This window comes from Rhodococcus sp. IEGM 1372, from assembly GCF_030056835.1.
Classification (GTDB): domain Bacteria; phylum Actinomycetota; class Actinomycetes; order Mycobacteriales; family Mycobacteriaceae; genus Rhodococcoides.
Genome location: NZ_JASHKS010000014.1, coordinates 1 through 26,485 on the forward strand (window position 1 = coordinate 1; position 26,485 = coordinate 26,485).

General features: G+C 64.2%; 23 protein-coding genes. 4 read left to right on the forward strand and 19 right to left on the reverse strand.

Annotation, left to right across the window (positions count from 1 at the left end; genetic code table 11):
* On the forward strand, positions 1-195 hold a 195-nt coding region (locus tag QM590_RS13785), incomplete at its 5' end, for a hypothetical protein (RefSeq protein WP_283279194.1).
* 192 nt (positions 196-387) lie between these two features.
* Here QM590_RS13785 and tuf read toward each other — a convergent pair.
* The 16 genes from tuf to QM590_RS13865 all read right to left on the reverse strand — a co-directional run bounded on the left by tuf (position 388) and on the right by QM590_RS13865 (position 17,914).
* Complete coding sequence (gene tuf / locus QM590_RS13790) at positions 388-1,578, reverse strand: elongation factor Tu (RefSeq protein ID WP_032380840.1); 1,191 nt, start codon at positions 1,576-1,578, stop codon at positions 388-390.
* Positions 1,579-1,680: 102 nt separating this feature from the next.
* Positions 1,681-3,783 carry an elongation factor G gene (gene fusA, locus QM590_RS13795; protein ID WP_037191357.1) on the reverse strand — a complete coding sequence of 701 codons (2,103 nt, stop codon included), beginning with the start codon at positions 3,781-3,783 and terminating at the stop codon, positions 1,681-1,683.
* A gap of 94 nt (positions 3,784-3,877) precedes the next feature.
* Positions 3,878-4,348 carry a 30S ribosomal protein S7 gene (rpsG, locus tag QM590_RS13800; protein WP_003941856.1) on the reverse strand — a complete coding sequence of 157 codons (471 nt, stop codon included), beginning with the start codon at positions 4,346-4,348 and terminating at the stop codon, positions 3,878-3,880.
* A gap of 1 nt (position 4,349) precedes the next feature.
* The gene (rpsL, locus tag QM590_RS13805) at positions 4,350-4,724 is read right to left on the reverse strand and encodes a 30S ribosomal protein S12 (protein WP_008714048.1); all 375 of its coding nucleotides are present in this window, start codon (positions 4,722-4,724) and stop codon (positions 4,350-4,352) included.
* A gap of 291 nt (positions 4,725-5,015) precedes the next feature.
* On the reverse strand, positions 5,016-5,543 hold the full coding sequence (locus tag QM590_RS13810) for a DUF3558 domain-containing protein (protein WP_269595325.1): 528 nt from the start codon (positions 5,541-5,543) through the stop codon (positions 5,016-5,018).
* A complete protein-coding gene (locus QM590_RS13815; protein ID WP_411741343.1) occupies positions 5,540-6,040 on the reverse strand; it encodes a DUF3558 domain-containing protein in 501 nt (166 codons plus the stop codon). The genes QM590_RS13810 and QM590_RS13815 overlap by 4 nt, the downstream gene beginning before the upstream one ends.
* A 21-nt stretch (positions 6,041-6,061) precedes the next feature.
* Positions 6,062-6,589, reverse strand: coding sequence for a hypothetical protein (locus QM590_RS13820; RefSeq protein ID WP_269595327.1), 528 nt, complete (start codon positions 6,587-6,589; stop codon positions 6,062-6,064).
* A gap of 42 nt (positions 6,590-6,631) precedes the next feature.
* The gene (locus QM590_RS13825) at positions 6,632-8,038 is read right to left on the reverse strand and encodes an amidohydrolase family protein (protein ID WP_269595391.1); all 1,407 of its coding nucleotides are present in this window, start codon (positions 8,036-8,038) and stop codon (positions 6,632-6,634) included.
* Between the two features lie 61 nt (positions 8,039-8,099).
* Positions 8,100-8,723: a TetR/AcrR family transcriptional regulator gene (locus QM590_RS13830; protein WP_094641518.1), complete on the reverse strand. Its 624-nt coding sequence runs from the start codon at positions 8,721-8,723 to the stop codon at positions 8,100-8,102.
* Positions 8,724-8,768: 45 nt separating this feature from the next.
* On the reverse strand, positions 8,769-9,521 hold the full coding sequence (locus tag QM590_RS13835; protein WP_269595328.1) for an enoyl-CoA hydratase family protein: 753 nt from the start codon (positions 9,519-9,521) through the stop codon (positions 8,769-8,771).
* The gene (locus QM590_RS13840) at positions 9,521-10,681 is read right to left on the reverse strand and encodes an acyl-CoA dehydrogenase family protein (RefSeq protein ID WP_068283787.1); all 1,161 of its coding nucleotides are present in this window, start codon (positions 10,679-10,681) and stop codon (positions 9,521-9,523) included. Before QM590_RS13840 ends, QM590_RS13835 begins: the two co-directional genes overlap by 1 nt.
* A complete protein-coding gene (locus tag QM590_RS13845) occupies positions 10,678-12,651 on the reverse strand; it encodes an acetyl/propionyl/methylcrotonyl-CoA carboxylase subunit alpha (protein ID WP_269595329.1) in 1,974 nt (657 codons plus the stop codon). The genes QM590_RS13840 and QM590_RS13845 overlap by 4 nt, the downstream gene beginning before the upstream one ends.
* Before the next feature lie 4 nt (positions 12,652-12,655).
* On the reverse strand, positions 12,656-14,254 hold the full coding sequence (locus QM590_RS13850; RefSeq protein ID WP_269595330.1) for an acyl-CoA carboxylase subunit beta: 1,599 nt from the start codon (positions 14,252-14,254) through the stop codon (positions 12,656-12,658).
* Positions 14,251-15,399, reverse strand: coding sequence for an acyl-CoA dehydrogenase family protein (locus QM590_RS13855; RefSeq protein WP_269595331.1), 1,149 nt, complete (start codon positions 15,397-15,399; stop codon positions 14,251-14,253). The genes QM590_RS13850 and QM590_RS13855 overlap by 4 nt, the downstream gene beginning before the upstream one ends.
* The gene (locus QM590_RS13860) at positions 15,396-17,090 is read right to left on the reverse strand and encodes an acyclic terpene utilization AtuA family protein (RefSeq protein WP_269595332.1); all 1,695 of its coding nucleotides are present in this window, start codon (positions 17,088-17,090) and stop codon (positions 15,396-15,398) included. The genes QM590_RS13855 and QM590_RS13860 overlap by 4 nt, the downstream gene beginning before the upstream one ends.
* Positions 17,087-17,914, reverse strand: a complete 828-nt coding sequence (locus QM590_RS13865) for a TIGR03084 family metal-binding protein (protein ID WP_269595333.1) — start codon at positions 17,912-17,914, stop codon at positions 17,087-17,089. The genes QM590_RS13860 and QM590_RS13865 overlap by 4 nt, the downstream gene beginning before the upstream one ends.
* A gap of 100 nt (positions 17,915-18,014) precedes the next feature.
* On the opposite strand from QM590_RS13865, the gene QM590_RS13870 reads away from it, so the two are divergent.
* The 3 genes from QM590_RS13870 (at position 18,015) to QM590_RS13880 (ending at position 21,757) form a co-directional block, all read left to right on the forward strand.
* Positions 18,015-19,082 (forward strand): endonuclease/exonuclease/phosphatase family protein, encoded by a 1,068-nt coding sequence (locus QM590_RS13870; protein WP_269595392.1) that lies wholly within the window; start codon positions 18,015-18,017, stop codon positions 19,080-19,082.
* Between the two features lie 7 nt (positions 19,083-19,089).
* Positions 19,090-19,494 carry an ASCH domain-containing protein gene (locus QM590_RS13875; protein WP_269595334.1) on the forward strand — a complete coding sequence of 135 codons (405 nt, stop codon included), beginning with the start codon at positions 19,090-19,092 and terminating at the stop codon, positions 19,492-19,494.
* Positions 19,495-19,891: 397 nt separating this feature from the next.
* Positions 19,892-21,757 (forward strand): HNH endonuclease signature motif containing protein, encoded by a 1,866-nt coding sequence (locus tag QM590_RS13880; RefSeq protein WP_269595335.1) that lies wholly within the window; start codon positions 19,892-19,894, stop codon positions 21,755-21,757.
* Positions 21,758-21,851: 94 nt separating this feature from the next.
* Here the strand turns inward: QM590_RS13880 and QM590_RS13885 are convergent, their stop codons facing one another.
* The 3 genes from QM590_RS13885 to QM590_RS13895 all read right to left on the reverse strand — a co-directional run bounded on the left by QM590_RS13885 (position 21,852) and on the right by QM590_RS13895 (position 26,108).
* The gene (locus QM590_RS13885; protein ID WP_269595336.1) at positions 21,852-23,924 is read right to left on the reverse strand and encodes an ArnT family glycosyltransferase; all 2,073 of its coding nucleotides are present in this window, start codon (positions 23,922-23,924) and stop codon (positions 21,852-21,854) included.
* 102 nt (positions 23,925-24,026) lie between these two features.
* Entirely contained in the window at positions 24,027-24,704 is a 678-nt protein-coding gene (locus tag QM590_RS13890; RefSeq protein WP_269595337.1) for a class F sortase, read from the reverse strand.
* Between the two features lie 3 nt (positions 24,705-24,707).
* Positions 24,708-26,108 carry an ice-binding family protein gene (locus QM590_RS13895; protein ID WP_269595338.1) on the reverse strand — a complete coding sequence of 467 codons (1,401 nt, stop codon included), beginning with the start codon at positions 26,106-26,108 and terminating at the stop codon, positions 24,708-24,710.
* Between the last annotated feature and the right edge of the window lie 377 nt (positions 26,109-26,485).

Consider the following 26,485-nt stretch of genomic DNA (forward strand, 5'->3'; position numbering starts at 1 on the left):
AGCAAGTTTGAACTCGAACGAGAAGTGTTGTCGATCCGGTTTCTCCACCAACGCATTCCTCCCTCGAACCCGCCACCGGTCGTAGAGCAAGATCACTGGGCCTGCCCCGCCACCGACCTTCTTAGCAGCCGAGACGGCACCGACACCATCCTCGAACAACGCTACCGCCGCGACCCGCTGATCCTCGGTAAGTGAACTTCGTGCACGCATACAAAACTCCCCGGTAGTCGGAACTGAATTACTCAGTCCAACTTCCGGGGAGCGGTGCACATACGTCTGAGCGGTACAAGGGTCCATTGACGCTCACGGGAGGGGTGCACGCACGCAAAAGCGGCACCCACCCCGTGAGGGTGAGTGCCGCTTCAGGTACAGCTGGGTGAAACTAGATCACTTGACGATCTTCGTGACGCGACCGGCTCCGACGGTACGACCGCCCTCACGGATTGCGAAACGGAGGCCGACATCCATGGCGACCGGCTGGATCAGCGTGACGGACATCTCGGTGTTGTCACCGGGCATGACCATCTCGGTGCCCTCGGGAAGGGTCACGACGCCCGTAACGTCCGTGGTACGGAAGTAGAACTGCGGGCGGTAGTTGTTGAAGAACGGCGTGTGGCGGCCGCCCTCGTCCTTCGAGAGGATGTAGGCGTTGCCCTCGAACTCCGTGTGGGGAGTCGTGGTGCCGGGCTTGATGATGACCTGTCCACGCTCGACGTCTTCGCGCTTGATGCCACGAACGAGGAGGCCGACGTTGTCGCCTGCCTGACCCGAGTCGAGCAGCTTGCGGAACATTTCGATTCCGGTGACGGTGGTCTTGGTCGAGCCGGGGCGGATGCCGACGATCTCGACCTCTTCGTTGACGTTGACCGAGCCGCGCTCGATACGCCCGGTGACCACGGTGCCACGACCGGTGATGGTGAAGACGTCCTCGACGGGCATGAGGAACGGCTTGTCGGTCTCACGGACGGGGTCCGGAACCGAATCGTCGACGGCCTGCATGAGCTCCAGAACCGACTCGCCCCACTTCTCGTCACCCTCGAGTGCCTTGAGTGCGGAGACCTTGATGACCGGTGCGTCCTCGTCGAACTCCTGCGAAGCGAGGAGCTCGCGGACCTCCATCTCGACGAGCTCGATGATCTCGTCGTCGTCGACCATGTCGGCCTTGTTCAGTGCGACCAGGATGTACGGAACACCGACCTGGCGGGCGAGCAGCACGTGCTCGCGGGTCTGCGGCATCGGGCCGTCGGTTGCTGCAACGACCAGGATTGCGCCGTCCATCTGTGCCGCGCCGGTGATCATGTTCTTGATGTAGTCGGCGTGACCCGGTGCATCGACGTGCGCGTAGTGGCGCTTCTCGGTCTGGTACTCGACGTGGGAGATGTTGATCGTGATACCACGAGCCTTCTCCTCCGGAGCCTTGTCGATCTGATCGAAAGCCGAGGCCTCGTTCAGGTCCGGGAACTTGTCGTGCAGAACCTTGGTGATTGCAGCCGTCAGCGTCGTCTTACCGTGGTCAACGTGACCGATGGTGCCGATGTTGACGTGCGGCTTCGTCCGATCGAACTTCGCCTTCGCCACTGTGTGTCCTCCTGGACTGATCTGTGCGGGCCCCGACGGGGCCGGCACGCGTATGTGTTCTTACTTATTACAGGTCGAGCGTGGTCCAGCAAACGAAGAGAATTACTCTCCGTTGACCTTCGCGATGATTTCCTTCGCTACGTTCGCGGGAACTTCTGCGTACGAATCGAAGACCATGGAGTAGTTAGCGCGGCCCTGTGTCTTCGACCGAAGGTCTCCGATGTAGCCGAACATCTCCGACAGCGGAACCAGTGCCTTGACGATACGGGCACCGCTGCGCTCCTCCATGGCCTGAATCTGACCACGGCGGGAGTTCAGGTCGCCGATGACCTCACCCATGTAATCCTCGGGCGTGATGACCTCGACGGCCATGACGGGTTCGAGAATGACGGGGCTGGCCTTGCGGGCGGCTTCCTTGAACGCTTGTGAGCCGGCGACCTTGAAGGCCATTTCCGACGAGTCGACGTCGTGGTAAGCACCGTCGAGCAGTGTGACCTTGACGTTGACCAGGGGGTATCCGGCGAGAACACCGTACTGCATGGCGTCCTGCGCACCGGCGTCGACCGAGGGGATGTACTCCCTGGGCACACGACCACCGGAGACCTTGTTCTCGAATTCGTAGGTCGCACCGTCTTCGCCCTCGAAAGGCTCGAGCTTGATGATGACCTTCGCGAACTGGCCGGAGCCACCGGTCTGCTTCTTGTGGGTGTAGTCGTGCTTCTCGACCGTCTTGCGGATGGTCTCGCGGTACGCGACCTGCGGCTTGCCGACGTTGGCCTCGACCTTGAACTCGCGACGCATACGGTCGACGAGGATGTCGAGGTGCAGCTCGCCCATGCCGCCGATGACGGTCTGGCCGGTGTCCTCGTCCAGCTTCACCGAGAAGGTGGGATCCTCTTCGGCGAGCTTCTGGATTGCTGTTCCCAGCTTCTCCTGGTCGGACTTGGTCTTCGGCTCGATCGAGACCTGGATGACCGGGTCCGGGAAGCTCATGGACTCGAGGATGATCTGGTTCTGCGGATCGCAGAGCGTGTCACCCGTCGTGGTGTCCTTGAGGCCGATGACCGCGTAGATGTGACCGGCAGATGCGGTCGCGATCGCGTTCTCCTTGTTGGAGTGCATCTGGAACAGCTTGCCCAGACGCTCCTTCTTGCCCTTGGTCGAGTTGATGACCTGAGCGCCGGAGTCGACCTTGCCCGAGTACACCCGGACGTAGGTCAGCTTGCCGAAGAAGGGGTGAGTCGCGATCTTGAACGCGAGAGCCGCGAACGGCTCGTCTGCGGACGGCTTGCGAGTGATCTCCTTCTCCTCGTCGCCGACGGCGTGTCCGATGGTCTCAGCAACGTCGAGGGGAGACGGGAGGTAGTCGATGACCGCGTCGAGCATGGGCTGGACGCCCTTGTTCTTGAACGCGGATCCACACAGGATCGGGTACAACTCGCTGTTGACCGTCATCTTGCGGATGGCGCCCTTGATCTCGTCGATCGTGAGCTCTTCGCCGCCGAAGTGCTTCTCCAGAAGCGCTTCGTCGGACTCGGCCACGGTCTCGAGCAACATGGTGCGGTACTCGTCCGCGCGCTCCTTGAGGTTTTCCGGGATCTCCTGGATCTCGTACTTCTCGCCGAGCTTGGTCTCGCCACTCCACACGAGAGCCTTCATCTGCACGAGGTCGATGACGCCCTCGAAATCATTCTCTGCGCCGATGGGCAGCTGGATGACCAGCGGCTTGGCACCGAGACGATCGATGATGGTCTGCACGGTGTAGTAGAAGTCCGCGCCGAGCTTGTCCATCTTGTTGACGAAGCAGATGCGCGGCACGTCGTACTTGTCGGCCTGACGCCAGACCTGCTCGGACTGCGGCTCGACACCTTCTTTGCCATCGAACACTGCGACAGCGCCGTCGAGGACGCGGAGCGAGCGCTCCACCTCGACGGTGAAGTCGACGTGACCGGGGGTGTCGATGATGTTGATCTGGTTGTCGTTCCAGAAGCACGTCGTGGCAGCAGAGGTGATCGTGATGCCACGCTCCTGCTCCTGCTCCATCCAGTCCATGGTGGCTGCGCCATCGTGAACTTCACCGATCTTGTAGGAGATACCGGTGTAGAAGAGGATGCGTTCGGTAGTGGTGGTCTTGCCGGCATCGATGTGGGCCATGATGCCGATGTTGCGGACCTTGAGTAGGTCGGTCAGCACGTCCTGTGCCACGAGTTAACCCGCCTTGGTGTTGGAAGAGGTATTGCCTGAGCTGATCAACGCTCCGGCGGTATCGGATAGTTCCGACACCGCCCGAGCGAGGAGATCACCAGCGGTAGTGAGCGAACGCCTTGTTGGCTTCGGCCATCTTGTGAGTGTCCTCGCGACGCTTCACAGCGGCACCGAGGCCGTTGCTGGCGTCGAGCAACTCGTTCGCCAGACGCTCGACCATGGTCTTCTCACGACGAGCGCGCGAAAACGTGACCAGCCAGCGCAGTGCCAGCGTGGTGGAACGGCCGGGACGAACCTCGACGGGCACCTGGTAGGTGGCACCACCGACGCGACGGCTGCGAACCTCGAGGGCCGGCTTGACGTTGTCGAGTGCACGCTTGAGCGTGACGACGGGGTCGGTGCCGGTCTTCTCGCGAGCCTGCTCGAGCGCCTGGTAGACGATGCGCTCTGCGGTCGACTTCTTGCCGTCGAGGAGAATCTTGTTGACGAGCTGCGTGACCAACGGCGATCCGTAGACCGGGTCGTTGATCAGCGGCCGCTTGGGTGCTGGGCCCTTGCGTGGCATATCAGCTCTTCTCCTTCTTGGCTCCGTAGCGGCTACGAGCCTGCTTGCGGTTCTTGACACCCTGGGTGTCGAGCGAGCCGCGGATGATCTTGTAACGCACACCCGGGAGGTCCTTCACACGACCACCGCGAACGAGCACCATCGAGTGCTCCTGCAGGTTGTGACCCTCACCGGGGATGTATGCGGTGACCTCGACCGAGGAGGTCAGGCGAACACGCGCGACCTTACGGAGCGCGGAGTTCGGCTTCTTGGGGGTGGTGGTGTACACGCGAGTGCACACGCCACGGCGCTGTGGACTGCCCTTGAGGGCAGCGGTCTTCAGTTTCGCGACCTTGTCGGTGCGTCCCTTACGGACCAGCTGGTTGATCGTTGGCATGAACCGGCTTTCTTCGTGTCGATAAACAGGGATCTAGCAGTTGGAGCAAGAGAACACTGCTCCTCACCCGGTACTGCTGCTCCAGTACTGCTACCGCGGGTCTCTTGCACCCCGCGGTCGGGTGTGTCGCATACCCCCACACGTCCAGCCGGTTGCGCGCTCTCAGAGCGAACGTGCGCACGGCTGTACCTCGCATAGGCACACAAACTGTCCGGCCAGGCCGGACACGACCCATAACGATACCCGGCGGCGCGGCCTCGGGTCAAAACACCCTTCGCCCTGATACGCAACCTATCTGCTCAGGTTGAGTGTGAGGTCGGCCAGCTTCGCCGCGGCCTGGCACGGATCGGGATGAGCGGCACCGGGCTGGTACTGCACCCACCACCCGAAGATGCCGTCCCGATCCGCCCCGGCCGAGACTCCGCACGAATCGGGATCGTTCGGACGCTGAGCCTGGATTGCCTTGCGGCCCTGCACCGTTGTGTCGGTGACGGTGTACATCATCTTTTCCTCGGCGGCCCGCTCGGCGGCCAGAGTGCCGGATTCGAACCAGTTGAACGTCACCTTCACCGTGCCCGCGGAGCCGACGAGATCCCACCGACAGATGGCCCCGAAGAAGCCGCGTTCGATGGCGTCGGCTCCGGTGGTCTCGGCGATCTGGTCGTCGGAGACGGCATCGCACTCGGACAACAATTCGGTGAATTCTTGGCCACCGGAGCCTGCGAAGCTCGCCGGTCTCGCAGTTCCCTCGACGGTCTGGGCGCACCCGGCGACGAGCAACAGGGTCGACGCCGCCGCGACCACTCGTCTGCGTGTCATTGCTTGCGCTCCACGGTCAGAGTCGCGAGTTCGTTTCCGACGTCGCACGGCGGACGCGCGGCCGGTCCGAGGGAGTACGTGATCGACCAGTGGAAGAAGTCGTCGCCGAACTGCACACCTATTTCGCACAGAGTGTCCTGCTCTGCCTCGAATCCCGGGTTGCCGTCGATCTCGATGTCTTTCGCCGGACGGCCGATCAGCTCGGAACCGGCGCGTTCGCGTCCGATAGGGCTGCCGCGGTACCAGGAGAAGCTGACGCCCGGTCCGCCGAACCCCGTGGTCTCCCACTGGCATCCGACGGAGTTACGGGTGATCTGCGCGAACGGGCCCGCTTCGAACGCGGACTGCACCTCGGCGTCGGTGATCGATCCGCATTCACCGAAGAAGGGACCCGGCTCGTACACCGTGGTCGTCGGGGCAGTCTCTTGCGTCGATGCAGCGTCGTCCTCCGCACCGCCGCACCCGGCGATCAGCACGGCTGTTGCCGTCACGACCATCGCGAACCGTCTCGTCATCTGCTACGGGGCCGAGAATCCGCCGACGCCGGGAATGTCGAACACGATTCCGGAGGCAAGGACGTGCGCGGTGAACAGGACCGGGCCGCTGCCGGTATCGGCGACGACCGGTCCCGCGGGCTCGAACACGCCGTTTCCCTGCCGGCAGATCGGTGCGTTGACCGACCCGGTGCGTCCGTTGGCGATGTTGACGAAGTCGACTTGCAGGCTGGCGAAGTTCTGGTACGACGTGCAGACCCGCGGATCGGCGGCACGGCCCCAGATGTGGGTCAGTCCCGGCGTCTCGGTACCGGCGACCTCGATCGTGCCGATCCACTGATCCGGAACGATGAGTCCGCCGACGGTGACCCCGAGGTTGGGAATCTGCAGAACGGGGACGGGACCCGGTCCAGGCGGGGGTGCAGGTGCGTTCTCGGTGGGTGCAGGCGGCGCATCGGCAGGCGGTTGCGCCTGTGCGAGCGGCGCGAGGGCCATGGTGCCCACAGCCGCGAATGCAGCTGCGAGGAGACCGAATCGAGTCCGACGAGCCATACCTGTGTGTCTCCTGATCCTTTGGAAGCGAGTCGCCATACGTTACCGCGAAGGCGCGAGCTTCCGGCCCTGGACGTAGACGCCGACGATGGCGGGCTCGCGCATCGACATCAGCAGCGCGAACAGGGTCTGGTCTCGGGCGAGCTCGGCATCGTCGGCGCGGACGCCGTGGTCGATCGCCGCCGCGAGCTGCGGCCATGCGGACGGATCGACCACTACGAAGTCGGCTTCCTTGCCCGCGTCGAAGTTGCCGATTCGGCTCTCCATGTCCAGCGCTCGTGCCCCGGCGAGGGTTCCGGTGAACAGCAATTCGGCGGGATGCAGGGACAGTCCTGCGTCACCGGCCTCGGAGATGTGCACCTTGAACGCGTCGGCCAGGACCTGCGGCAACAGCCACTCGTCACCGCCGCCGAAGTCCGACCCGATGGCGATGTTCACCCCCGCGGCGACGGTTCGCAGCCACGGCATGGTGCCCGAGCCCAGGAACTGCTGCGAGGTGGGACAGTGCGCGATGGACGTGCCGGTCTCTGCCATTCGCGCGAGTTCGACGTCCTGACAGTGCACCGCGTGGGCCAGGATGGTGCGCGGGCCCAGGAAGCTCTTCCCACCGACCTGCGAGCCCGGCAGAAACTTGCCGTCGTAGGTGTCGAGGTACGTCTCCACCCCGTAGGCATTCTTGGTGGCGTCGATCTCGCCGGTCCCCGGCCGGTTGTTCTCGTTCAGGTGTGTGTGGAAGTAGACGCCTCGGGCGCGCACGGAATCGTAGAGCTCGCCGAGGTTCTTCAGCGTCTGCGTCGTCACCGAGAGCGAGAACCGCGGTACGACGGCCACGTGCAGCAGTGCCGTGTCGACATCGCCGGTGTCGGCTGCGTGCCATTTCTCGATCTCCTCGGACACCAGTCGGATGGCCTCGTCCTCACCGGTGATCAATGCCTGCGCCGACGCCGGGCCGGTGGTCTGGATCCCTCGGCCGCTGACGATGCGTAGCCCGTGCTTCTCGGTTTCGGCGAACAGCGAGTCCTGCGCATGCGGGAACGCCGATCCGAACACCATCGCCTGCGTGGTTCCGGCCCGGATCCGCGCGGCGCAGAAGTCTCTGGCCGCAGCGGCAGCGAACTCGGGATCGGCGAAGCGGGACTCGGACGGAAAGATGCACGTGTTCAGCCACTCGAGCAGTTGCCCGCCGCCGTAGGAATCTCCGGCGTAGGTCTGCGGGAAGTGAATGTGGGTGTCGACGAATCCCGGCAGCAGGAACCCGAGCCGATGGTCGGCAACCGTATGCTGCGCGAATTCGGTTGGGAGCGAATCGAACTCACCGCAGTACTCGATGATTCCGTCGTCGCCGACCACGAGGGCACCGTCGGGAATCGAGACCAGCGCGGCGGCGGCGTCGAGCACCGTGGGCGATCCAGCGACGTGAAAGATGTGGCCGCGGTGCACGCGAGCGATTTCGGAAGTCACCCGCCAGACTCAAGCACACGTCGATCGGAACTGCAGATCGTGCGGCTCTCTACTGCGCTACCGCTCCCGCGGCGGACAGCCGCGCGTTCAACGACGCATCCAACACCTCTGCCCACGAGCGCACGACCTCGGCACGTCGTCGTGCGTCGTCGGTGAGCACATCGGCCAGACCCAGACCGCGGGCGAGGTCGAGGGTTGCCTGAACGAGACGGTGGGTGACGGGATCGTTGTCGTCGACCCCGAGGTTCTCGACGGCCATCTTGTGGGCGCGACGACCGAACCGTTCTTCGAGAGGAACGATCCGATCGCGCAACTCGGGGTCGGCCGAGGCCGCGGTCCAGACCTGCAGTGCCGCTTTGAACATCGGCCCGGTGTAGTACTCGACGAGCCGCTCCACCACCAGTGTCGTCCGGCCGGGGCCCGCCGGAATCTCCTGCGCCTCGCGGCGAGCACTGTCCATCCGAGTGTCGAACATGTACTCGAGCGCTCCGGTGATCAGGTCCTCGCGCGTCGGGAAATGATGCTGGGTGGCGCCGCGGGAGACGCCTGCACGTTCGGCGACCACGCCGACCGTCGTTGCGACCCAGCCCTGCTCGGCGAGCGAATCGATCGTCGCCTCGAGCAGTCGCTGACGCGTCACCCTGCTGCGGTCCTGCTTGGGTTCGCGCGCCATCACCATCGCCATACTCCCTACTACCGACCTGACTTCTCGGCCGCTCTACTTCTCGGCCGCCCAGGACGGGGGCCTCTTCTCCAGAAAGGACATCATCCCCTCTCGGGCCTCGTCGGATGCAAACAACCTGGCCGATTGCTCGGCGACGGCCGTCCCGCGCTCGTCCATCTCGCGCCTGATCGCGGCCGTGGCAAGGAGCTTCGACTCGGCCAGGCCCTGCGGCGAACACTTCCTGAACACGATCATGTAGTCGGCCACCACGGCTGCGGGAACGGCGTCGGCCACGGTGACCAGACCGATCGCCTCGGCCGTCGCCCCGTCGAACGTCTCCCCTGTGAGGAAATATCGACTCGCCGCGCGAGACGTCAGCCGCGGCAGCACGGCCACCGAGATGACCGACGCGGCCAGGCCCAGCCGAACCTCCGTCAACGCGAACGAGCTCTCGGGTCCGGCGACCGCGATGTCGCAGGCCGCGACGAGCCCCATCCCGCCTGCCCGCACATGTCCGTCGATCTTCACGACGACAGGTTTCGGGGTGTCGATGATCAGCCGCATCAGATCCAGCATCTGCCGCGTGCGAAGTTCCGGTGATGCTCCGGCTTCGCGGAGATCTGCTCCGGCACAGAACGTGGTGCCGGTGTGGCCGAGCACGATCGTTCTGACGTCGTCGTCGTGCGCCGCAGCGATGAGTCCCGCGGTCAATTCTTCGACCAACACCGAGGACAGCGCGTTCCGGTTCTCCGGCGAATCCAACGTCAAATACGCTGTGTCCTTGCCCGACTCGACGAGAACGGCCATCAGTAGCTTCTCGGCAGGCCGAGCGAGTGCTGGCTCACGAAGTTCAGGATCATCTCCCGACTCACCGGTGCGACGCGGGCGATGCGAGCCGCCCCGAGCATCGCAGCCAGGCCGTACTCGCTGCTCAAGCCGGCACCGCCGTGGGTCTGGATCGCCTGATCCAGCGCCTTGATACTGGCTTCGGCCGCAGCGTATTTCGCCATGTTCGCCGCCTCGGCAGCACCGAAGTCGTCGCCGGAGTCGTAGAGCACCGCTGCCTTCTGCATCATCAGCTTGGCGAGCTCGAGTTCGATCTTGCACTGCGCCAACGGATGCGCGAGACCCTGATGCGCTCCGATCGGCGTCTTCCAGACGGTCCGCTCGTTGGCGTACTTCACGGCGGCGTCGATGGCGTAGCGCCCCATTCCGACGGCCATCGCGGCACCGAGAATGCGCTCGGGGTTCAGCCCGGCGAACAGCTGCATCAGAGCGGCGTCGGCCTCTCCGACGAGCGCTTCGGCGGGGAGCCTGACGTCGTCGAGGAACAGTACGAACTGATGATCGGGCTCGACGATGTCCATCTCCATCTGCGTCTTCTGCAGTCCCGGAGCGTCCGTGGGCACGATGAACAGCGCCGGCTTGAGCTTGCCGGTCTTCGAATCCTCGGTGCGTGCGACGATCAGGACCGCATCGGCCTGATCCACGCCGGAGATGTAGATCTTGTTGCCCTTGAGAATCCACTCGTCACCGTCACGACGCGCCGTGGTCGTGATCTGGTGTGAGTTGGAGCCGGCGTCGGGTTCGGTGATGCCGAAGACCATGATCTTGGACCCGTCGGCGAGGGCGGTGAGCCACTCCTGCTTCTGATCGGCCGTGCCGTACTTGCCGATGATGGTGCCGCAGATGGCCGGGCTGACGACGACCAGCAGCAGACCGGCGCCGTGCGCGGCCAATTCCTCCTGCACGAGCGCGAGTTCGTAGATGCCCGCGCCACCGCCGCCGTACTCCTCGGGCAGGTTGACGCCAAGGAAGCCGAGCTTGCCCGCCTCGTTCCACAGTTCGGTCAGCGGCTCACCCTTGCGCGCCTTCGGCAGGACGTAGTCGATGTAGTTGTAGCGCTTGCCGAGTGACGAGACTGCGTTGCGCAGACCCTTCTGCTCTTCGGTTTCGATGAAACTCATGATTGCTCCACTCCCTCTTCGGTGACGGCTTCTTCGGTGACAACGGCGAGAACTGCGCCGACTTCGACTTGCTGACCTTCCACTACGTTCAATTCGGTGAGCACACCGTCGGCGGGCGCGGTGACCGTGTGTTCCATCTTCATCGCCTCCAGCCACAGGATCGGCTGACCGGCGGTGACGGTATCGCCCTGCGCAGCAGCGATTCTGATGACACTGCCGGGCATCGGTGCGAACAACGAACCGGCCGCGACCTCGTCGGTGGGGTCGGTGAACCGCGGGGCCTTGATCAATCTGACCGGACCGAGAGCGGAATCGACGAAGACGTCCGAACCGTAGCTGCTCACCTGGAAGATACGACGAATTCCATTGTCGTCGAGCGTCACCCGCGTCGGGGTGTGCTCAATCAGTTCGACGCCCTCCACCGAAGAGGTGAGTCCGCTGCGTCCGATCGAGTATTCGACGGTGATGTCGTTGTACGTCTTGCGCTGTGGTTGGGACCGGAGATTGCGCCAGCCGCCGGGCAGTCCCCGGTTCACTCGCGCCCGCGCGGTGTTGCTCGCTGCGTCGGCCAACGCAGCCGCGAGAGCCGAGAGTTCCTCGGCGCGGCCGTGTGCGATCGGCTGAGCCAGTACCTCGAGCCCGTGCGTGTCGAAGAAGGCCGTGTCGGTATCCCCGGCCAGGAACGCCGGATGCCGCAGGATGTTGACCAGTAGATCGCGGTTGGTCTTCAGGCCGTGAACGGTGGCCTTGTGCAACGCTTTCGCCAGTAGATTCGCAGCCTGATCCCGCGTCGGCGCGAACGAGATGACCTTCGCGAGCATCGGGTCGTAATGAGTTCCCACCACACTGCCGGTCTCGACGCCGGAATCGACTCTGATGCCGGCCTTGTCCAGCACCTCGAACTGCGCACCGGGGATCTCGAATCGGTGCACGGCACCGCTCTGCGGCTGCCAATCCTGGGCCGGATCCTCCGCGTAGAGACGAACTTCGATGGAGTGTCCACGCGTCTTCGGCTGCTCGGCGGGCAACCGCTCCCCCGCGGCGACCCTGATCTGCAGCGCCACCAGGTCGAGTCCCGTCGTGCATTCGGTGACCGGGTGCTCGACCTGCAGACGGGTGTTCATCTCGAGGAAGAAGAAGTTGCCCTTCTCGTCGGCGAGGAATTCGACGGTGCCCGCACCCTCGTAGCCGATGGCCTCGGTGGCCAGCGTCGCCGCATGGAAGAGCTTCTCGCGCATGCCGTCGATGCGTTCGACGAGCGGCGACGGTGCCTCCTCGACGACCTTCTGATGCCTGCGTTGGATCGAGCACTCGCGCTCGCCCACCGTCCACACCGTGCCGAATCTGTCGGCCATGACCTGCACTTCGATGTGCCGACCGGTTTCGATGTACCGCTCGACGAACACTGTTCCATCACCGAACGCCGAGAGTGCCTCGCGTCCAGCGGCTTCGAGCTCCGCCTCCAGGTTCTCGAGGTTGCGCACGATGCGCATGCCGCGACCGCCGCCACCCGCGGATGCTTTGATCAGTACCGGAAGCTCGTTCTCGGTGACCGACTCGGGATCGAGCTGGGTCAGCACCGGCACGCCGGCGTCGGCCATCATCTTCTTGGACTCGACCTTCGAGCCCATCAATTCGATGGCCTTGACGGGCGGCCCGATCCACGTCAGGCCGGCGTTCTGCACCTGTTGTGCGAAATCTGCGTTCTCGGAGAGGAATCCGTATCCCGGATGCACGGCGTCGGCTCCGGCGGCCGCAGCTGCGGCGATGACGAGCTCGCCGCGCAGGTACGTCTCGGCCGAACTGTTTCCGGGTAGCCGCACTGCCGAATCGGCCTCGCGCACGTGCGGGGAGTTCGCGTCGGCGTCGGAGAACACCGCGACAGTGTCGATGCCTTCGGCGCGACAGGTGGTGAACACGCGTCGGGCGATTTCGCCGCGGTTGGCTACGAGGACGGAGGTTACGGTCATGGCGTCACATCCGGAAGACACCGAAGTTGGCGGTGCCTTCGATCGGGGCGGTGGCGATGGCCGACAGGCACATTCCCACCACCGTGCGGGTATCACGGGGGTCGATGACGCCGTCGTCGTAGAGGCGTCCGGAGAGGAACATCGGCATCGACTCGGCCTCGATCTGGCCTTCGATCATCGCGCGCATTCCGGCATCTGCTTCGGCATCGAAGGCTTGTCCGCGAGCTTCGGCGGCGGCGCGTCCGACGATGGAGATGACACCGGCGAGCTGCGCGCCGCCCATGACAGCTGATTTGCTGGACGGCCAGGCGAAGAGGAATCGCGGATCGAAGGCGCGTCCGCACATGCCGTAGTGGCCGGCACCGTAGGAGGCACCGAGCAGGATCGAGATGTGCGGCACCGTCGAGTTGGACACGGCGTTGATCATCATCGAACCGTGTTTGATCATCCCGCCCTCCTCGTACTCCTTGCCGACCATGTATCCGGTGGTGTTGTGCAGGAACAGGAGTGGGGTGTTCGACCGATTGGCGAGCTGAATGAACTGCGTCGCCTTCTGCGATTCCTCGCTGAACAACACACCGCGGGCATTGGCCAGAATGCCGATCGGATATCCGTGCAGCTCGGCCCAGCCGGTGACGAGCGAACCGCCGTACATGGGCTTGAACTCGTCGAAATCCGAACCGTCGACGATGCGGGCGATGACCTCGCGTGGGTCGAACGGGATCTTCAGATCCGTGGGGACGATGCCGAGCAGGTCCTCGGGATCGGCCAACGGCTCGATGACCTCGGCGCGCGGCTCGGGGCCCTTCTTCTTCCAGTTCAAACGGGAAACGATGCTGCGCCCGATGCGGATGGCATCCTGCTCGTCGACGGCAAAGTAGTCTGCGAGACCGGACTTTCGGGCGTGCATCTCGGCACCGCCGAGCGACTCGTCGTCCGAGTCCTCTCCGGTCGCCATCTTGACCAGCGGTGGCCCGGCGAGGAAGACCTTGGAGCGTTCCTTGACCATGACGACGTGATCGGACATGCCGGGGATGTACGCGCCGCCTGCGGTGGAATTACCGAACACCAGCGCGATCGTGGGGATGCCCGCCGCCGAGAGCTGCGTCAGATCACGGAACATGCGACCGCCGGGGATGAACACCTCCTTCTGCGTCGGTAGATCGGCTCCACCGGACTCGACCAAGGAGATGACCGGAAGCCGGTTCTGCGTGGCGATGTCGTTGCCGCGGAACCCCTTCTTGAGGGTCCACGGGTTGCTCGCCCCGCCGCGGACAGTCGGGTCGTTGGCGACGATGAGGCATTCGACGCCGCACACCACGCCGATACCCATGACGGTGCTGGCTCCGACGGGAAAGTCGCTGCCCCAGGCCGCGAGTGGGCACAATTCGAGGAAGGCCGAGTCCTCGTCGATCAGCAGTTCGATGCGTTCACGGGCGAGAAGCTTGCCGCGCTTCTTGTGTCGCTCGACGTATTTTTGACCGCCACCGAGCAGAGCCTTCGAGTGCTCGGCCTCGATCTCGCCGAGTTTGGTGTTCATGGCCTCGACGCTCCCCGCGTACTGCTCCGATGCGGTGTCGAGGGTGGATTTGAGCACGCTCATGCCTGGTACCCCAATCGTTTTGCAGCCAGCCCGGTGAGAATCTCGGTCGTCCCGCCGCCGATGCCGAGGATGCGCATGTCGCGGTACTGCCGCTCGACCTCGCTCTCGCGCATGTAGCCGAGCCCGCCGAAGAGCTGCACCGCTTGATTGGCGACCCACTCTCCGGACTCGACGGCGGTGTTCTTGGCGAAGCAGACTTCTGCGATGAAGTCGCTGTCCTCCAGCATGGACCGTTCGGCGATACTGCGGGTGTAGACGCGGGCGATGTCGATCTTGCGGGCCATCTCGGTGACGGTGTTCTGTACGGATTGCCTTGCGATGAGCGGCTTTCCGAAGGTCTCACGATCACGGACCCACTGCAGCGTCAGATCGAGGCACCGCTGCGCGCTGGCGTAGGCCTGCGCGGCGAGGGCGATGCGCTCGGTGAGAAACGCCTGCGCGATCTGCGCGAAGCCGCTGTTCTCGGCACCGACGAGGTTGGCAACCGGGACGCGGGCGTCGACGAACGAGAGCTCCGCGGTATCGGATGCGCGCCAGCCCATCTTGTCGAGCTTGCTGGTGACCTCGAACCCTGGCGTGCCCTTCTCGATGACGAGCAGCGAGACGCCCGCTGCGCCCTCGCCTCCGGTGCGCACCGCGGTGACGATGAAATCTGCTCGGCACCCCGAGGTGATGTACGTCTTCGAGCCGTTGACGACGTAGTGATCGCCGTCCTTGACGGCCTTCGTCCTGAGGTGCCCGACGTCGGAACCGCCACCCGGTTCGGTGATGGCGAGCGAGCCGATCTTCTCCCCCGCCAGCGTGGGCCGCACCCACTTCTCGATCTGGTCGGCGTCACCCGCAGCCACCAAGTGCGGCAACGCAATTCCACTGGTGAACAGTGATGCGAACAGTCCACCCGACGCACCGGCCTGGTGCATCTCCTCGCAGATCACAACGGCGTCGGCCAGATCTCCACCATCGCCGCCGACCTCCTCGGGAAAGCCTGCTCCGATCAGTCCGAGAGCCGCTGCCTTCTTGTGCAGCTCACGCGGAATCTCGCCGTCGGTCTCCCACTGATTCATGTGCGGGGCGATGTCCTGCTCCACGAAACTGCGGACGGTCTTGCGCAGCTGCTGACGCTCCGGCGTCGTCCAGATACTCATTCGAGTTCTCCCTTGTAAGCGAGTGTTTCCGGGATGTCGATGTGCCGCGACCGCAGCCATTCACCCAGTCCCTTGGCCTGTGGATCGAATCGGGCCTGCGAGGCGACGCCTTGGCCGAGGATGCCCTCGATGACGAAGTTCACGGCCCGCAGATTGGGCAGTACATGACGCGTGACGGTGAGCGGCTCGGCCTCGGGCAGCATCTGCTTCAGAGCCTCTACCGTCAATGCGTGCACCAGCCAGGAGAATTCGTCGTCGGTGCGGACCCAGACCCCGACGTTGGCGTTTCCGCCCTTGTCGCCGCTTCGAGCCGCTGCGATGGTGCCGAGTGGAAGGCGAATGGCCGCTTCGGCCGCTCTGGGTGCAGGCAGCACCGGTTCTTCCACGGGCTCCAGTACCTGAGTCTCGGCCGAAGGAGCGATGGTGGACTCGGTGCCATCGGCCAGGTGCGCGACGTGCGGCACCTCGGCTGCGTCGACGAAGCCTGCGGTGAACACCCCGTAGGGCGCACCGTTTCCGGGTGGGGCGGTGACCGAGAATCCGGGATAGCTGGCCAGGGCCAGTTCGACTGCTACGGCGGAGAACTGACGTCCGACGGCGTCGGGGTTGCTGTCGCGGGCAACGCAGCGCAGCAGGGCGCTGGCCGTCTCCTCGGTCTCGGCGTCGGGCTTGTCGGTGCGCACCAGCGTCCAGTCGAGCTCGGTGGGGCGAGCCGGGAGCCAGGACTCGAACTGCCGTTGTGCCAGTGCTGCTTTGGCTTCGATATCGAGGCCGGTGAGCACCATCGTGAATTCGTTGCGGAACCCGCCGAGTGCGTTGAGCGAGACCTTGTAGGTGGGTGGCGGTGCTTCGCCGGTGACGCCGGTGATGGACACTCGATCGCTGGACTCCTGCGCCAGGATCGCCGAATCTATTCGCGCGGTGACGTCGGGGTTCGCGTACCGCCCGCCGGTGATTTCGTACAGCAGCTGAGCGGTGACGGTGCCGACGCTGACGGCACCGCCGGTGCCCTCGTGCTTGGTGATGACGGACGAACCGTCGGACTCGATCTCGGCGACGGGGAATCCGGGCCTGGACATGTCTGCGATTTCGGTGAAGAACGAGTAGTTGCCACCCGTCGCCTGCGTTCCGCATTCGATGACATGTCCGGCGATCACGGCCCCGGCCAACGCGTCGTAATCGGTGGGTGCCCAACCGAAGTGGGCCGCGGCCGGTCCGACGATCACGCTGGCGTCGGTGACGCGCCCGGTGACCACGACGTCGGCACCGGAGTTCAGGCATTCGACGATGCCCCACGCGCCGAGGTAGGCATTTGCGGTCAGCGGGTTGCCGAGGCCGAGTTCGGCCGCTCGGCCGAGGAGGTCGTCGCCGTCGACGTAGGCGATCTTCGCGCCGGAGTCCAATTTTTCCAGCGCCTCTGCCAGGCCTCGGGGATTGAGCCCACCGGCGTTGGCGACGATCTTGACACCCTTGTCCAGCGCCAGCCCCAGGCAGTCCTCTGCCTGCCGCAGAAAGGTTTTGGCGTAGCCACGGGTCGCGTCCTTCATGCGATCGCGGCCGAGAATGAGCATCGTCAGCTCGGCGAGGTAATCGCCGGTGAGGTAATCGAGTTCGCCGCCCTCGAGCATCTCTCGCATGGCGGAGAGGCGGTCTCCATAGAAGCCCGAACAGTTGGCGATCCGTACCGTCATGCTTGCTCTCGTCCTGACTGTGTCCGTCCGGCCCTGTCTCGTCCTGCTCCGGGAGGGCCTGCGAAGGCTTGGGCGATGGTGAGCCAGTGCGCGGCGTCGGTTCCCTCGGCATGAACGGCGAGGTCGTCGGGGTGGGCGCGCTGTGTGACGAGGAGGCAGAAGTCCAGGGCCGGACCGCTCACTCGTTGGGTGGCGTTCTCGGGTCCCCAGGTCCAGAGCTCTCCCGAGGGCGCGGTGAGCTCGACGCGGAAAGGTTCGGAGGGAGGCGTTTGCTGGTTGATCGCGTAGGCGAAATCCCTTGTGCGGACGCCTATGTGTGCGACGCCGCGGATTCGGTCGGTGGCGACGCGGGTGACGCCCACCGCGTCGGCGACATCCTGACCGTGCGCCCAGGTCTCCATCAGACGCGCCGTGGCCATGGACGCCGTACTCATCGGGGGTCCGAACCAGTCGATCTTGGTCCCCGGCGGAACCTGTGCGAGTGCTTCGGTCATGGCACGGCGTCGGGTACGCCAGGTGCTCAGTAGTTCGGGATCGCGAGATTCCTCCTCGGCCGCCTCGTCGACGAAGCCGGTGGGGTTCTCCCATGCCTTCTTCAGAGTGAGAGCGAACTCCTCCTTGGCCTCGACATCGCCGGATGCTCCGGACGTGGTCCGCTCCGCGACGTGATCGGTCCAGGAGAGGTGCGCGATCTGGTGCGCGACGGTCCACCCCGCGGCCGGTGTCGGTGCCGCCCACTGCTCCGGGGTCAGCTCGGCGACGAGTGCATCGAGGTCATTGCCCTCGGCGCGTAGGTCGTCGACGAGAGAGTCGAGGTCTGCCATGAGCCCAGCTTCACAGGAGGTCCTGAAAAAAGCAAGCACGCCTGCTTGTTAATTCGTAACCTCGTGTTCGCTTGCCATCCCTACGGTGGCGAGCGTGAGAATGTCGAGACTCGTGGCCGTCACCGTTACCCTCGCCGTCATGGCCGCCGGTTGTTCCTCTGTGAATCCAACCGCCACGGACCCGGCCCCCGACGAGCCGTCGAGCATTCGGGTGGCGACGTTCAATGCCAGCCTCAATCGGCCGGTGGCCGGGCAGCTGGTGACGGACCTGAGTGGAGAGGACGTCCAGGCCCGCGCGGTCGCCGATGTGATCGCAGCGAACTCACCGGATGTGTTGCTGGTCAACGAGTTCGATTACTCGGGCCAGGACGCGGTGACATTGTTCAACGACAACTATCTCGAGGGGCAGTACCCGTATTTCTTCACTGCGCCGGTCAACACGGGCGTCGACTCGGGCCTCGACCTGGACCAAGACGGCAAGCTGGGCGGCCCGGGCGATGCCTGGGGATTCGGGCAGTTTCCCGGTCAGTACGGGATGGTCGTGTACTCGAAGTTTCCGATCGCGACCGATTCGGTACGTACGTTCCAGAACTTCCTGTGGAAGGACATGCCGGATTCGCTGCTACCGCGCGACTACTACGGAGAGGTGTCCCACGCGCTTCGACTGTCCAGCAAGGCCCATTGGGACGTGCCGATCGACGTGAACGGGAAGACGCTACATGTGTTGGCGTCCCACCCCACTCCCCCGTCCTTCGACGGGCCCGAAGACCGCAACGGCAAGCGCAACCACGACGAGATAAGGCTCAGTGCCGATTACATCTCGGGTGCGGACTACCTGTACGACGACAACGGTGTGCGCGGCGGGCTGGAGGACGGCGCATCGTTCGTCATGCTGGGCGATCAGAACAGCGATCCGGTCGACGGAGATTCGGTGGCCGGTGCCATCGCGCAGGTTCTCGACCTTCCGCGGGTGCAGGATCCGGCACCCATGTCGGCCGAACATGGCACGGACACAGCCGATTTCGCCGACCCTACGCCCGGCGACCTGCGCGTCGACTACGTGCTGCCGTCGGACGATCTGACGGTGATCGACTCCGCCGTCCACTGGCCCTCGGGCACCGAGCACCCGTCGGACCACCGGCTGGTGTGGGTCGACCTCGAAATATGATGTGCGAGTGACCGATCTACCGATTGTCGAATTCGCGTACCCAGGACCGCTGCGGGACAGACATGTTGCGGCTGTGCTGTCCGGTGAGAAGACCAGCACAGCGAGCCTGTTGATTCAGTACACCGAAGAGGAGCTTCCGAGGGTCGGTGAACGCGGCGCGGTGGTGGATTCGGCCGGAGTCGTGGTGGGAGTCATCGAAACCACGGGTGTCGATATCGTTGCGCTGAAGAATGTTTCGCTCCAACATGCCCTCGACGAGGGTGAGGGATACATCGACGTGGCACACTGGCGAGCCGGGCACGAAAGATTCTGGCACTCCACCGAGGTTCGCGCGGAACTGGGTGATCCCGATTTCACCGTCGACGACGACACTCGAGTGGTGTTGGAGCGATTCATACTCGTTCCGGAGTGAGTTGGGTGGGGATCGATGCCACTGGCCAGCGCGAAGAGGTCGAAGAAACCGAGAGCTCGGGTTCGGAATTTCGGTCGATTCAGCGAGATTCGCGGGGGGACGGTGACGAACATCGGCATGCCCTACAGGCCGCACAGGAGCTCGGGTGCGACGGCATCAGTTCCGGGAATCGATACCGGGCTCACCTCGAAGGCGGGGTAGTTCTGGCTCGTGATCATCCTGGAGCCTTACGCGGCGTCGGAGTCGAATAAAATTGTCGGCGGCTGGGTGTATAGGCCGTTTCGATCAATCCTTCCTCGGCACAACAGAATTGGGGTTGACGAACTTCGTACTGCGCCGTACCATCGAACGTACGTTCTACTTCTAGTCGGAACACGTGCCGGGGGGCGACTACACAGTGATCACATCCAGTTCGACGCGCAGTCGGTTCGCGGCCTATCTCGGGCCGCAACCGAAGCCGTATATCGACAGCACAGTGCTGGGCGAAATTCGCGACGTTGCGATTCTGGAGAATCAGGCGTGCGCTCGCAAGGTCGCTCTGGCCGCAGCTATCTGGGACTCGTGCATCCATCAGAACGTGCTTGTCGGTGATGTCATTCAGGACGCGGGCAACTATGCGGCATCCGAAGTTGCACGCGTTCTCGGTTGCTCGAAGACTGTTGCGAACACGTACGCCGAGGTAGGAATGGACCTTCGGCTACGGCTTCCTACCGTCGCGGCCGCGTTCGAGGCCGGCGAACTCGACCTTGCCCGCGTCCGCGCAATATACCGCTGTACCCACAACCTGACGAAGGACGCGGCGACGGCCGTCCAAGGCGAGGTTCTGCACGCTGCCCGACGCCTGTCACCTGGTCCCCTGGCGACGGAAATCTGGTCGATCATGTATCGCATCGCGCCCGAGCAGGCCGCCGCTCTGCGTAAGGACTTGGAACGGCACACGAACGTCACGTACACCGACAAAGACGTGCTGTCGACGCTGAAGGCCGACCTCACCGCCGCCGACGCCGCAGCTGCCTGGCAGTTGATCAACGAGATGGCCGCTACCGTCTGCCGTCGAGATCCGCGGAACAAGGGGCAGAAGCGTGCAGCAGCGTATGTTGCTCTACTGCAGCAGGAGTCGTCGGTGGTCTGCAAGTGCGAACCCGATGACGACAATCCTTGTACGGCCGATTCTGTGCGTCCTGATCGACGGGCACCGCTGACGGTGATCACGGTGGACCTCGCCACGCTCGCCGGTCTGCTGTCCAATCCTGCCCACCTTGCCGGCCACGGTCCCATCGATGCCGAGTACGCCCGTGAACTCGCCGACAACGCACACTGGCAGATCCTGCTCACCGAAGCCCGCGATCTGGCGGAGAATCTCGGTTACGGCGAAGACCTGGAGTCACTCATCGACCTCGATACCGATACCGATACCGGCGCAGGCGCAGGCACTGGTGACAAAGGTGCCGAGAGCAGAGCCGACAGCGGCACCGGCACCGGCAGCACGAACAACAGCAGATCGAAAAATGGCCAGAAGAAGCCCAGAGGATCCAAGGTAGGCAAATCGAGTAACAGCAGGTCCAAGGGCAGCACCTCACATCTGGTGTTTCATCCGCTGGGGCGTGGTCGTCGCCGTGTCGGCGGTATTGCTCCTCGGCACCCGCGGGCGCCGAAGTCCGCACAACCACCACGGAACAGCTGTGTCGCCACTCCGTATCGCGGTACTTACACTTTCGTTGCCGAACTCGAAGCAGCGATCGCATCGGATCCAGCTCTCGGGATCGCGCTGTACCCGGACGGTCACGGCGGTCTCGAGCTGCCACCACCCGGAACCCTCATCTATCGCCCGACTGTCGCACTGGCGGAACGTATTCGGTACCGCGATCGCACCTGCCGACATCCGGGTTGCGACGTCCCGGCCGAACAGTGCGAAATCGACCACATCGTCCCGTACTTCCATCGCGATCCCTCGTCGGGAGGCTGGACCATCGACACCAACCTGCACTGCCTGTGCCGCTACCACCACAGCCTCAAGACCATGGGTCTGTGGACTCCGGTGATGCTCGCCGATGGCGTCGAGTTCTGGGTCTCGAATGCCGGCACTTCAGCGGTTACGGTTCCCGGCACCACGCAACTCGCAGACCTGAGCCACCTGCCCGCCGTCTATCGCAGGCCCAAAGGTCAAGCGATACAGTCGGATACGTCGAGCCTGGAGATCATCCAGCCGCTGCCCGCGCCGGTACCTACCTCAGCATCGGACGATGATCCTCCGCCTTTCTGATGAATCTCGGTTCAGTACACAGAAGTTCCACCGCAGTCGAAGTGTCCGCGGTGGAACAGCTGTGCCTTCTGGCTGTCGCTCCGTTCGGTCGGTGTCAGCCTGTGTAGGTGCTGAGGTCGTACACCGTCGCGCTGCCGACCGTGGTGGCGGTGAAGTTCGCCTCGACCCATTCCTGGATCTGTGAGGACGTACTCTCAGAGTCGCCGCCCAAACCTCCGCGCGCCATGCCCCCGCCCATACCGCCCGAGACGTAGTACGTCACTTCATGATCGGCCACGTACTGGATGAACTCGTCGAGCGACGGCGCAGGATCTCCGCTCCACCCGCCGATGGCCATCACCGCCGTGTCGGACGCCAACTCGTAACCCGCAGCCGACATCGAACCATTTACTGCAGCAGACCATTTCGTGGTCGTCGACTCGAGCAGCGCAGCCAACTCCTCGTTGGACTCACCGCCCATGCCGCCCATGGCCATCCCGCCGCCCACGTTGCCGCCGGCAAAACCGGCCGGAAGATCGGCAGCATCAGCAGGCAGGCCCGCATCACCGCTCGGCATAGCATCGCTTGGCATCGCATCGATCGGCATTCCGCCACTGGGCATTCCACCGCTCGGCATTCCACCGCCTGGCATTCCGCCGGGACCGCCGTCGCTGACTGCACCGGTCGGACCTGCGGTGGGGACGGAACCACTGTGCGCATTGGTCGTCGTAGCGATGGCATACGACGCGCCGCCGCCCAGACCTGCCACGGCTCCGAGAATCAGCGCAGCCGCAGTGAGCCTTCGGTATCGCCCGGCCGCCAGGATCATCACGGCCGCAACGATGGTTCCCACCAACAGGATCCACTTCAATGCCGGTAGCCAGTCCGCGTTGCGATGCAACAGTACCCAACTCCAGACCCCGGCTGCGATCATCATCGATGCCATACCGGCTCTGCCCCAGATCGATTCACGTCTGAGCCACAGTGCGTAACCACCGGTTCCGATCATCCCGGCCAAAGCCGGGGCGAGCGCGACGGTGTAGTACGGGTGGATGGTTCCGGACATGTAGCTGAAGATCAACGCCGTCACCAGGAACCACCCGCCCCACAGAATCAGGGACGCACGCAGGAGGTCGGTTCGCGGTGCTCGGCCACGAGCGATCAGCCCGAAGACCAGCGCCACCAGGGCCGTCGGGATCAGCCAGGAGATCTGGATGCCCATCTCACTGCCGAACAGCCGATCCAGACCGGTCGAGCCGCCGAAGCTGGACCCGGCTGCCCCAGCGCTCATCCCGGCCGGAGCCTCCATGCCACCTCCGCCGCTGTTGCCGAAGATGCGGCCGAGCCCGTTGTACCCGAGCACCAGATCCACCACGGTGTTGTCGGTGGACCCACCGATGTACGGTCGGGCACTTTCCGGCCAGAGCTGGACCGTCACCAACCACCCGGCGGCGACCACGAGAGCGGCCGAGGCCCCGACCAGATGCAGCAATCTGGCCCGCAACTGAGCCTGTCCTGCAACGAGATACGTGAGACCGAACGCCGGCAACACCAGCAGCCCCTGCAGCATCTTCGTGAGGAACGCGAACCCCAGCGCCACGCCGGCAAAAGCGAGCCACATCGCGGCCCGCCTTCCGGCCGCTGTCTGCAGAGATCGCACGACGAAGTAGCCGCCGAGTGTCATGAGAAGCACCAGCAGCGCGTCGGGATTGTCGAAGTTGAACATCAATGCCGCCGCCGGCACCGATGCCAGGGTAAAGCCGGCGAGCAAACCGGCCATGGGGTTCGCGACACGCTTGACCGCGGCATACACCGTCGCGACCGAGGCGACACCCATCAATGCCTGCGGCAGAAGCAGACCGAAGCTCGAGAACCCGAACAGTCGAGCCGACAGACCCATGACCCACAGCGAGGCCGGCGGCTTGTCCACGGTGATGAAGTTCTCGGAGTCGAGGGATCCGAAGAACCACGCCGTCCAGTCCTTGGTACCGGCCTGCACCGCGGCGGCGTAGAACGTGTTCGCGTATCCACTTGCCGTCAAATTCCACAGGTACAGCGTTGCCGTGGCCGCGAGCAGAATCAGCAGACCGAGCAGGTGCCGGCGGCGATACCACCACGTGTTCTGCCAGGACGGCTGGCGGGCGTGCGACGGAGGCATCGCGGCCGGTCGGTCGAGTTGGGCAGTCATCGCACATCCTGTTCGTCGAAGTTGTCGACTACGAGAGTGTGCGATGGACCGTCGGCCCGGCTGGGAGCAGCCTGCGAACTTGCTGTGAGCGAAAGAGCTCGTTCAGACGCGATCTGCGTACACGACGATGTTGTCGTCGTAACTCGATATGTCCGAATCGAATTGGCCGCCACAGGTGATCAAACGCAAGCCTGGGTGATCGATGTCTCCGTAGACCTTGTCGGTGGGGAAGGCATCCTTCGGATACTGCTCCACCGCGCTGACGACGAACCGGACAGTGTTTCCGTCCTGGCTGACGACGGTGACATCGTCACCCTGTCGGAGATCGCGGAGCCGGTAGAAAACGCCGGGGCTGCCGTCCCAATCCACATGCCCCGCAACGATCGACGGTCCCAGTTGCCCCGGAACCGGCGACCCGGTGTACCAACCGGCCGGGAAACCGACCGGTGGAACTTCCATCGTGCCGTCCGGACGCAGACCCAGACCCATCACATCGGAGTCGACACCGATCGCACCGATCTCGAGGCGCGCAGGCGGTGACCCGGCAACCGACGATTCGGAAACACCCTCGTCTGTCGGGGCGACGGCTGCAGGAGCAGAAGAAACCGAGGACGTCGAATCAGTCTGCAAGGGAACGGTATCCGACGGCGTTGCACACCCGGTAACCAGGAACAGCAGCATGAGGAACGCCGCTGCCACCGCCCGCACCACGACCCGATGACGGATCGTGGTGCGGGCGGATTCAGCGAGAGGTACTGATACCTCGACGGTAGGGTTCACCGATCAGTGCCGACGACGAGTCAGAGTCAAGGCAGAGACTGCACCGACCGCGAGCACGGCCAGCAATGTCCAGATCGCAACGAACGGCGTTGCGTCAGAGGACGACACAGTACTGCCGTCACCGGTGTCGACGCCACCGTTCGGGATCTGCGTGATCTGCCCACCCGGGTTGTACGTGCCCGGCTGATCCGGGCCGCTCGGCGTGTTCGGCTGATTCGGAACACCGGGTGTGTTGGGGGTGTTCGGCTGATCAGGCGTGTTGGGCACGTTCGGCTGATTGGGCACGTTCGGCTGGTTCGGCACGTTCGGCTGGTTCGGCACATTCGGCTGGTTCGGCACATTCGGGATACCGGGGATCGCCGGGATCGTGATGCCGGGGACGGGCGGCAGGCCTGGGATCGGGGGTACTTCGATGACGATCGGCGGCGTTCCGCCACCGTCACCCGGGGTACCCGGCGTTCCGCCACCGTCACCCGGGGTACCCGGCGTTCCGCCGCCGTCACCGGGAGGCGTCGTGGTGACCGGAGGGGTAGTCGTCACCGGAGGGGTCGTGGTCACCGGGGGCGTTGTCGTGACCGGGGGCGTTGTCGTGACCGGAGGCGTAGTGGTCACCGGGGGTGTTGTGGTCGTCGGCGGAACGGTTGCACAGTTCGGGCTGGTGATGCGGTTCGAGTCCAACGTCACGGCACCGATCCGGGCGAGCAAGCGTCCGTCGACGGTGGCACCGGTGGTCGCGGTGATGGACGCCAGCGCCATGACGGTGCCGACGAACTGGGTGTCGGTGCCCAGTGTCGCGGAGCTGCCGATCTGCCAGAACACGTTGCATGGATTCGCCCCGTTGGTGAGCGATACCCGACTGTTCGAGGCAGTGATCAGCGTCGATGCCGCTTGGAAGATGAACACTGCGTTGGAGTTGCCTTGCGCATCGAGTGTCAGTGTTCCGGTCAGGCCGAGCGTGCCCGAGCCTCCGTACAGTCCCGCCAAGAGAGTCTGCCCGCCGAGTTCGACCCCGACGTCCGCAGGGCCGGTTCGACCGGCCGCGTCGTTGTAACCGACGGTGAGATCCGACTGTGCTTGTGCAGCAACGGTATCGCGGTCGTGGATCACCCCGACCGTGACCAAGCCGGGCGGAAAACCGGTGACACTCGGCGGCTCACCCTCGCCTGGACTGACGCCGACGTCGCCGCTGATGGTCGAGGTGCCGGTGTTGGTGACTGTGGAGCCGGCCAGCACAGCGAACGTCTCTGCGGTTCCGAGGCCCACCGTGGTGGGCTGGGCCAGCGCCAGTGGGGCACTGACCAGCATGAGAGCGCTGGTGGCCAGGGCAATTGTTCCTACTAAAGGAACGAGCGTCTTGCTGCGGCCGGTGATGGTGGACGCATGGGTGCGCTGCGGAGCAAGCATGGATTACATACCGATCTGCTGGTGGGGGGACGAAGCGGGCGTGCTGCCACGCTTCGTGGGTCACGCATCGATCCCCCGACGAGTTCGATTGCGTTGCAAGTGATGTCGCGACTTTCGACGATGTTCACTGGAATACACCAGGGGCGTCGAGGTCTCGCGGTCTGTGCACTTCGATGGCATCGCCTGCCGGCTTTTTGCAACACAGCGATAGGAGTGAGAAGTAAGCGGAGGCTCTTGGCCCACTCCGCAACTAAGAGTTTCCCCGTATCTCTACGGTGTAGAGCTACAGCACACCACGTGTAGCATCGTGCGTCAAGCGAAAAGTGTTGGTGAACAACAAGTTTATTTGACGCTACTTACCGGTCGGTTCACAGCTT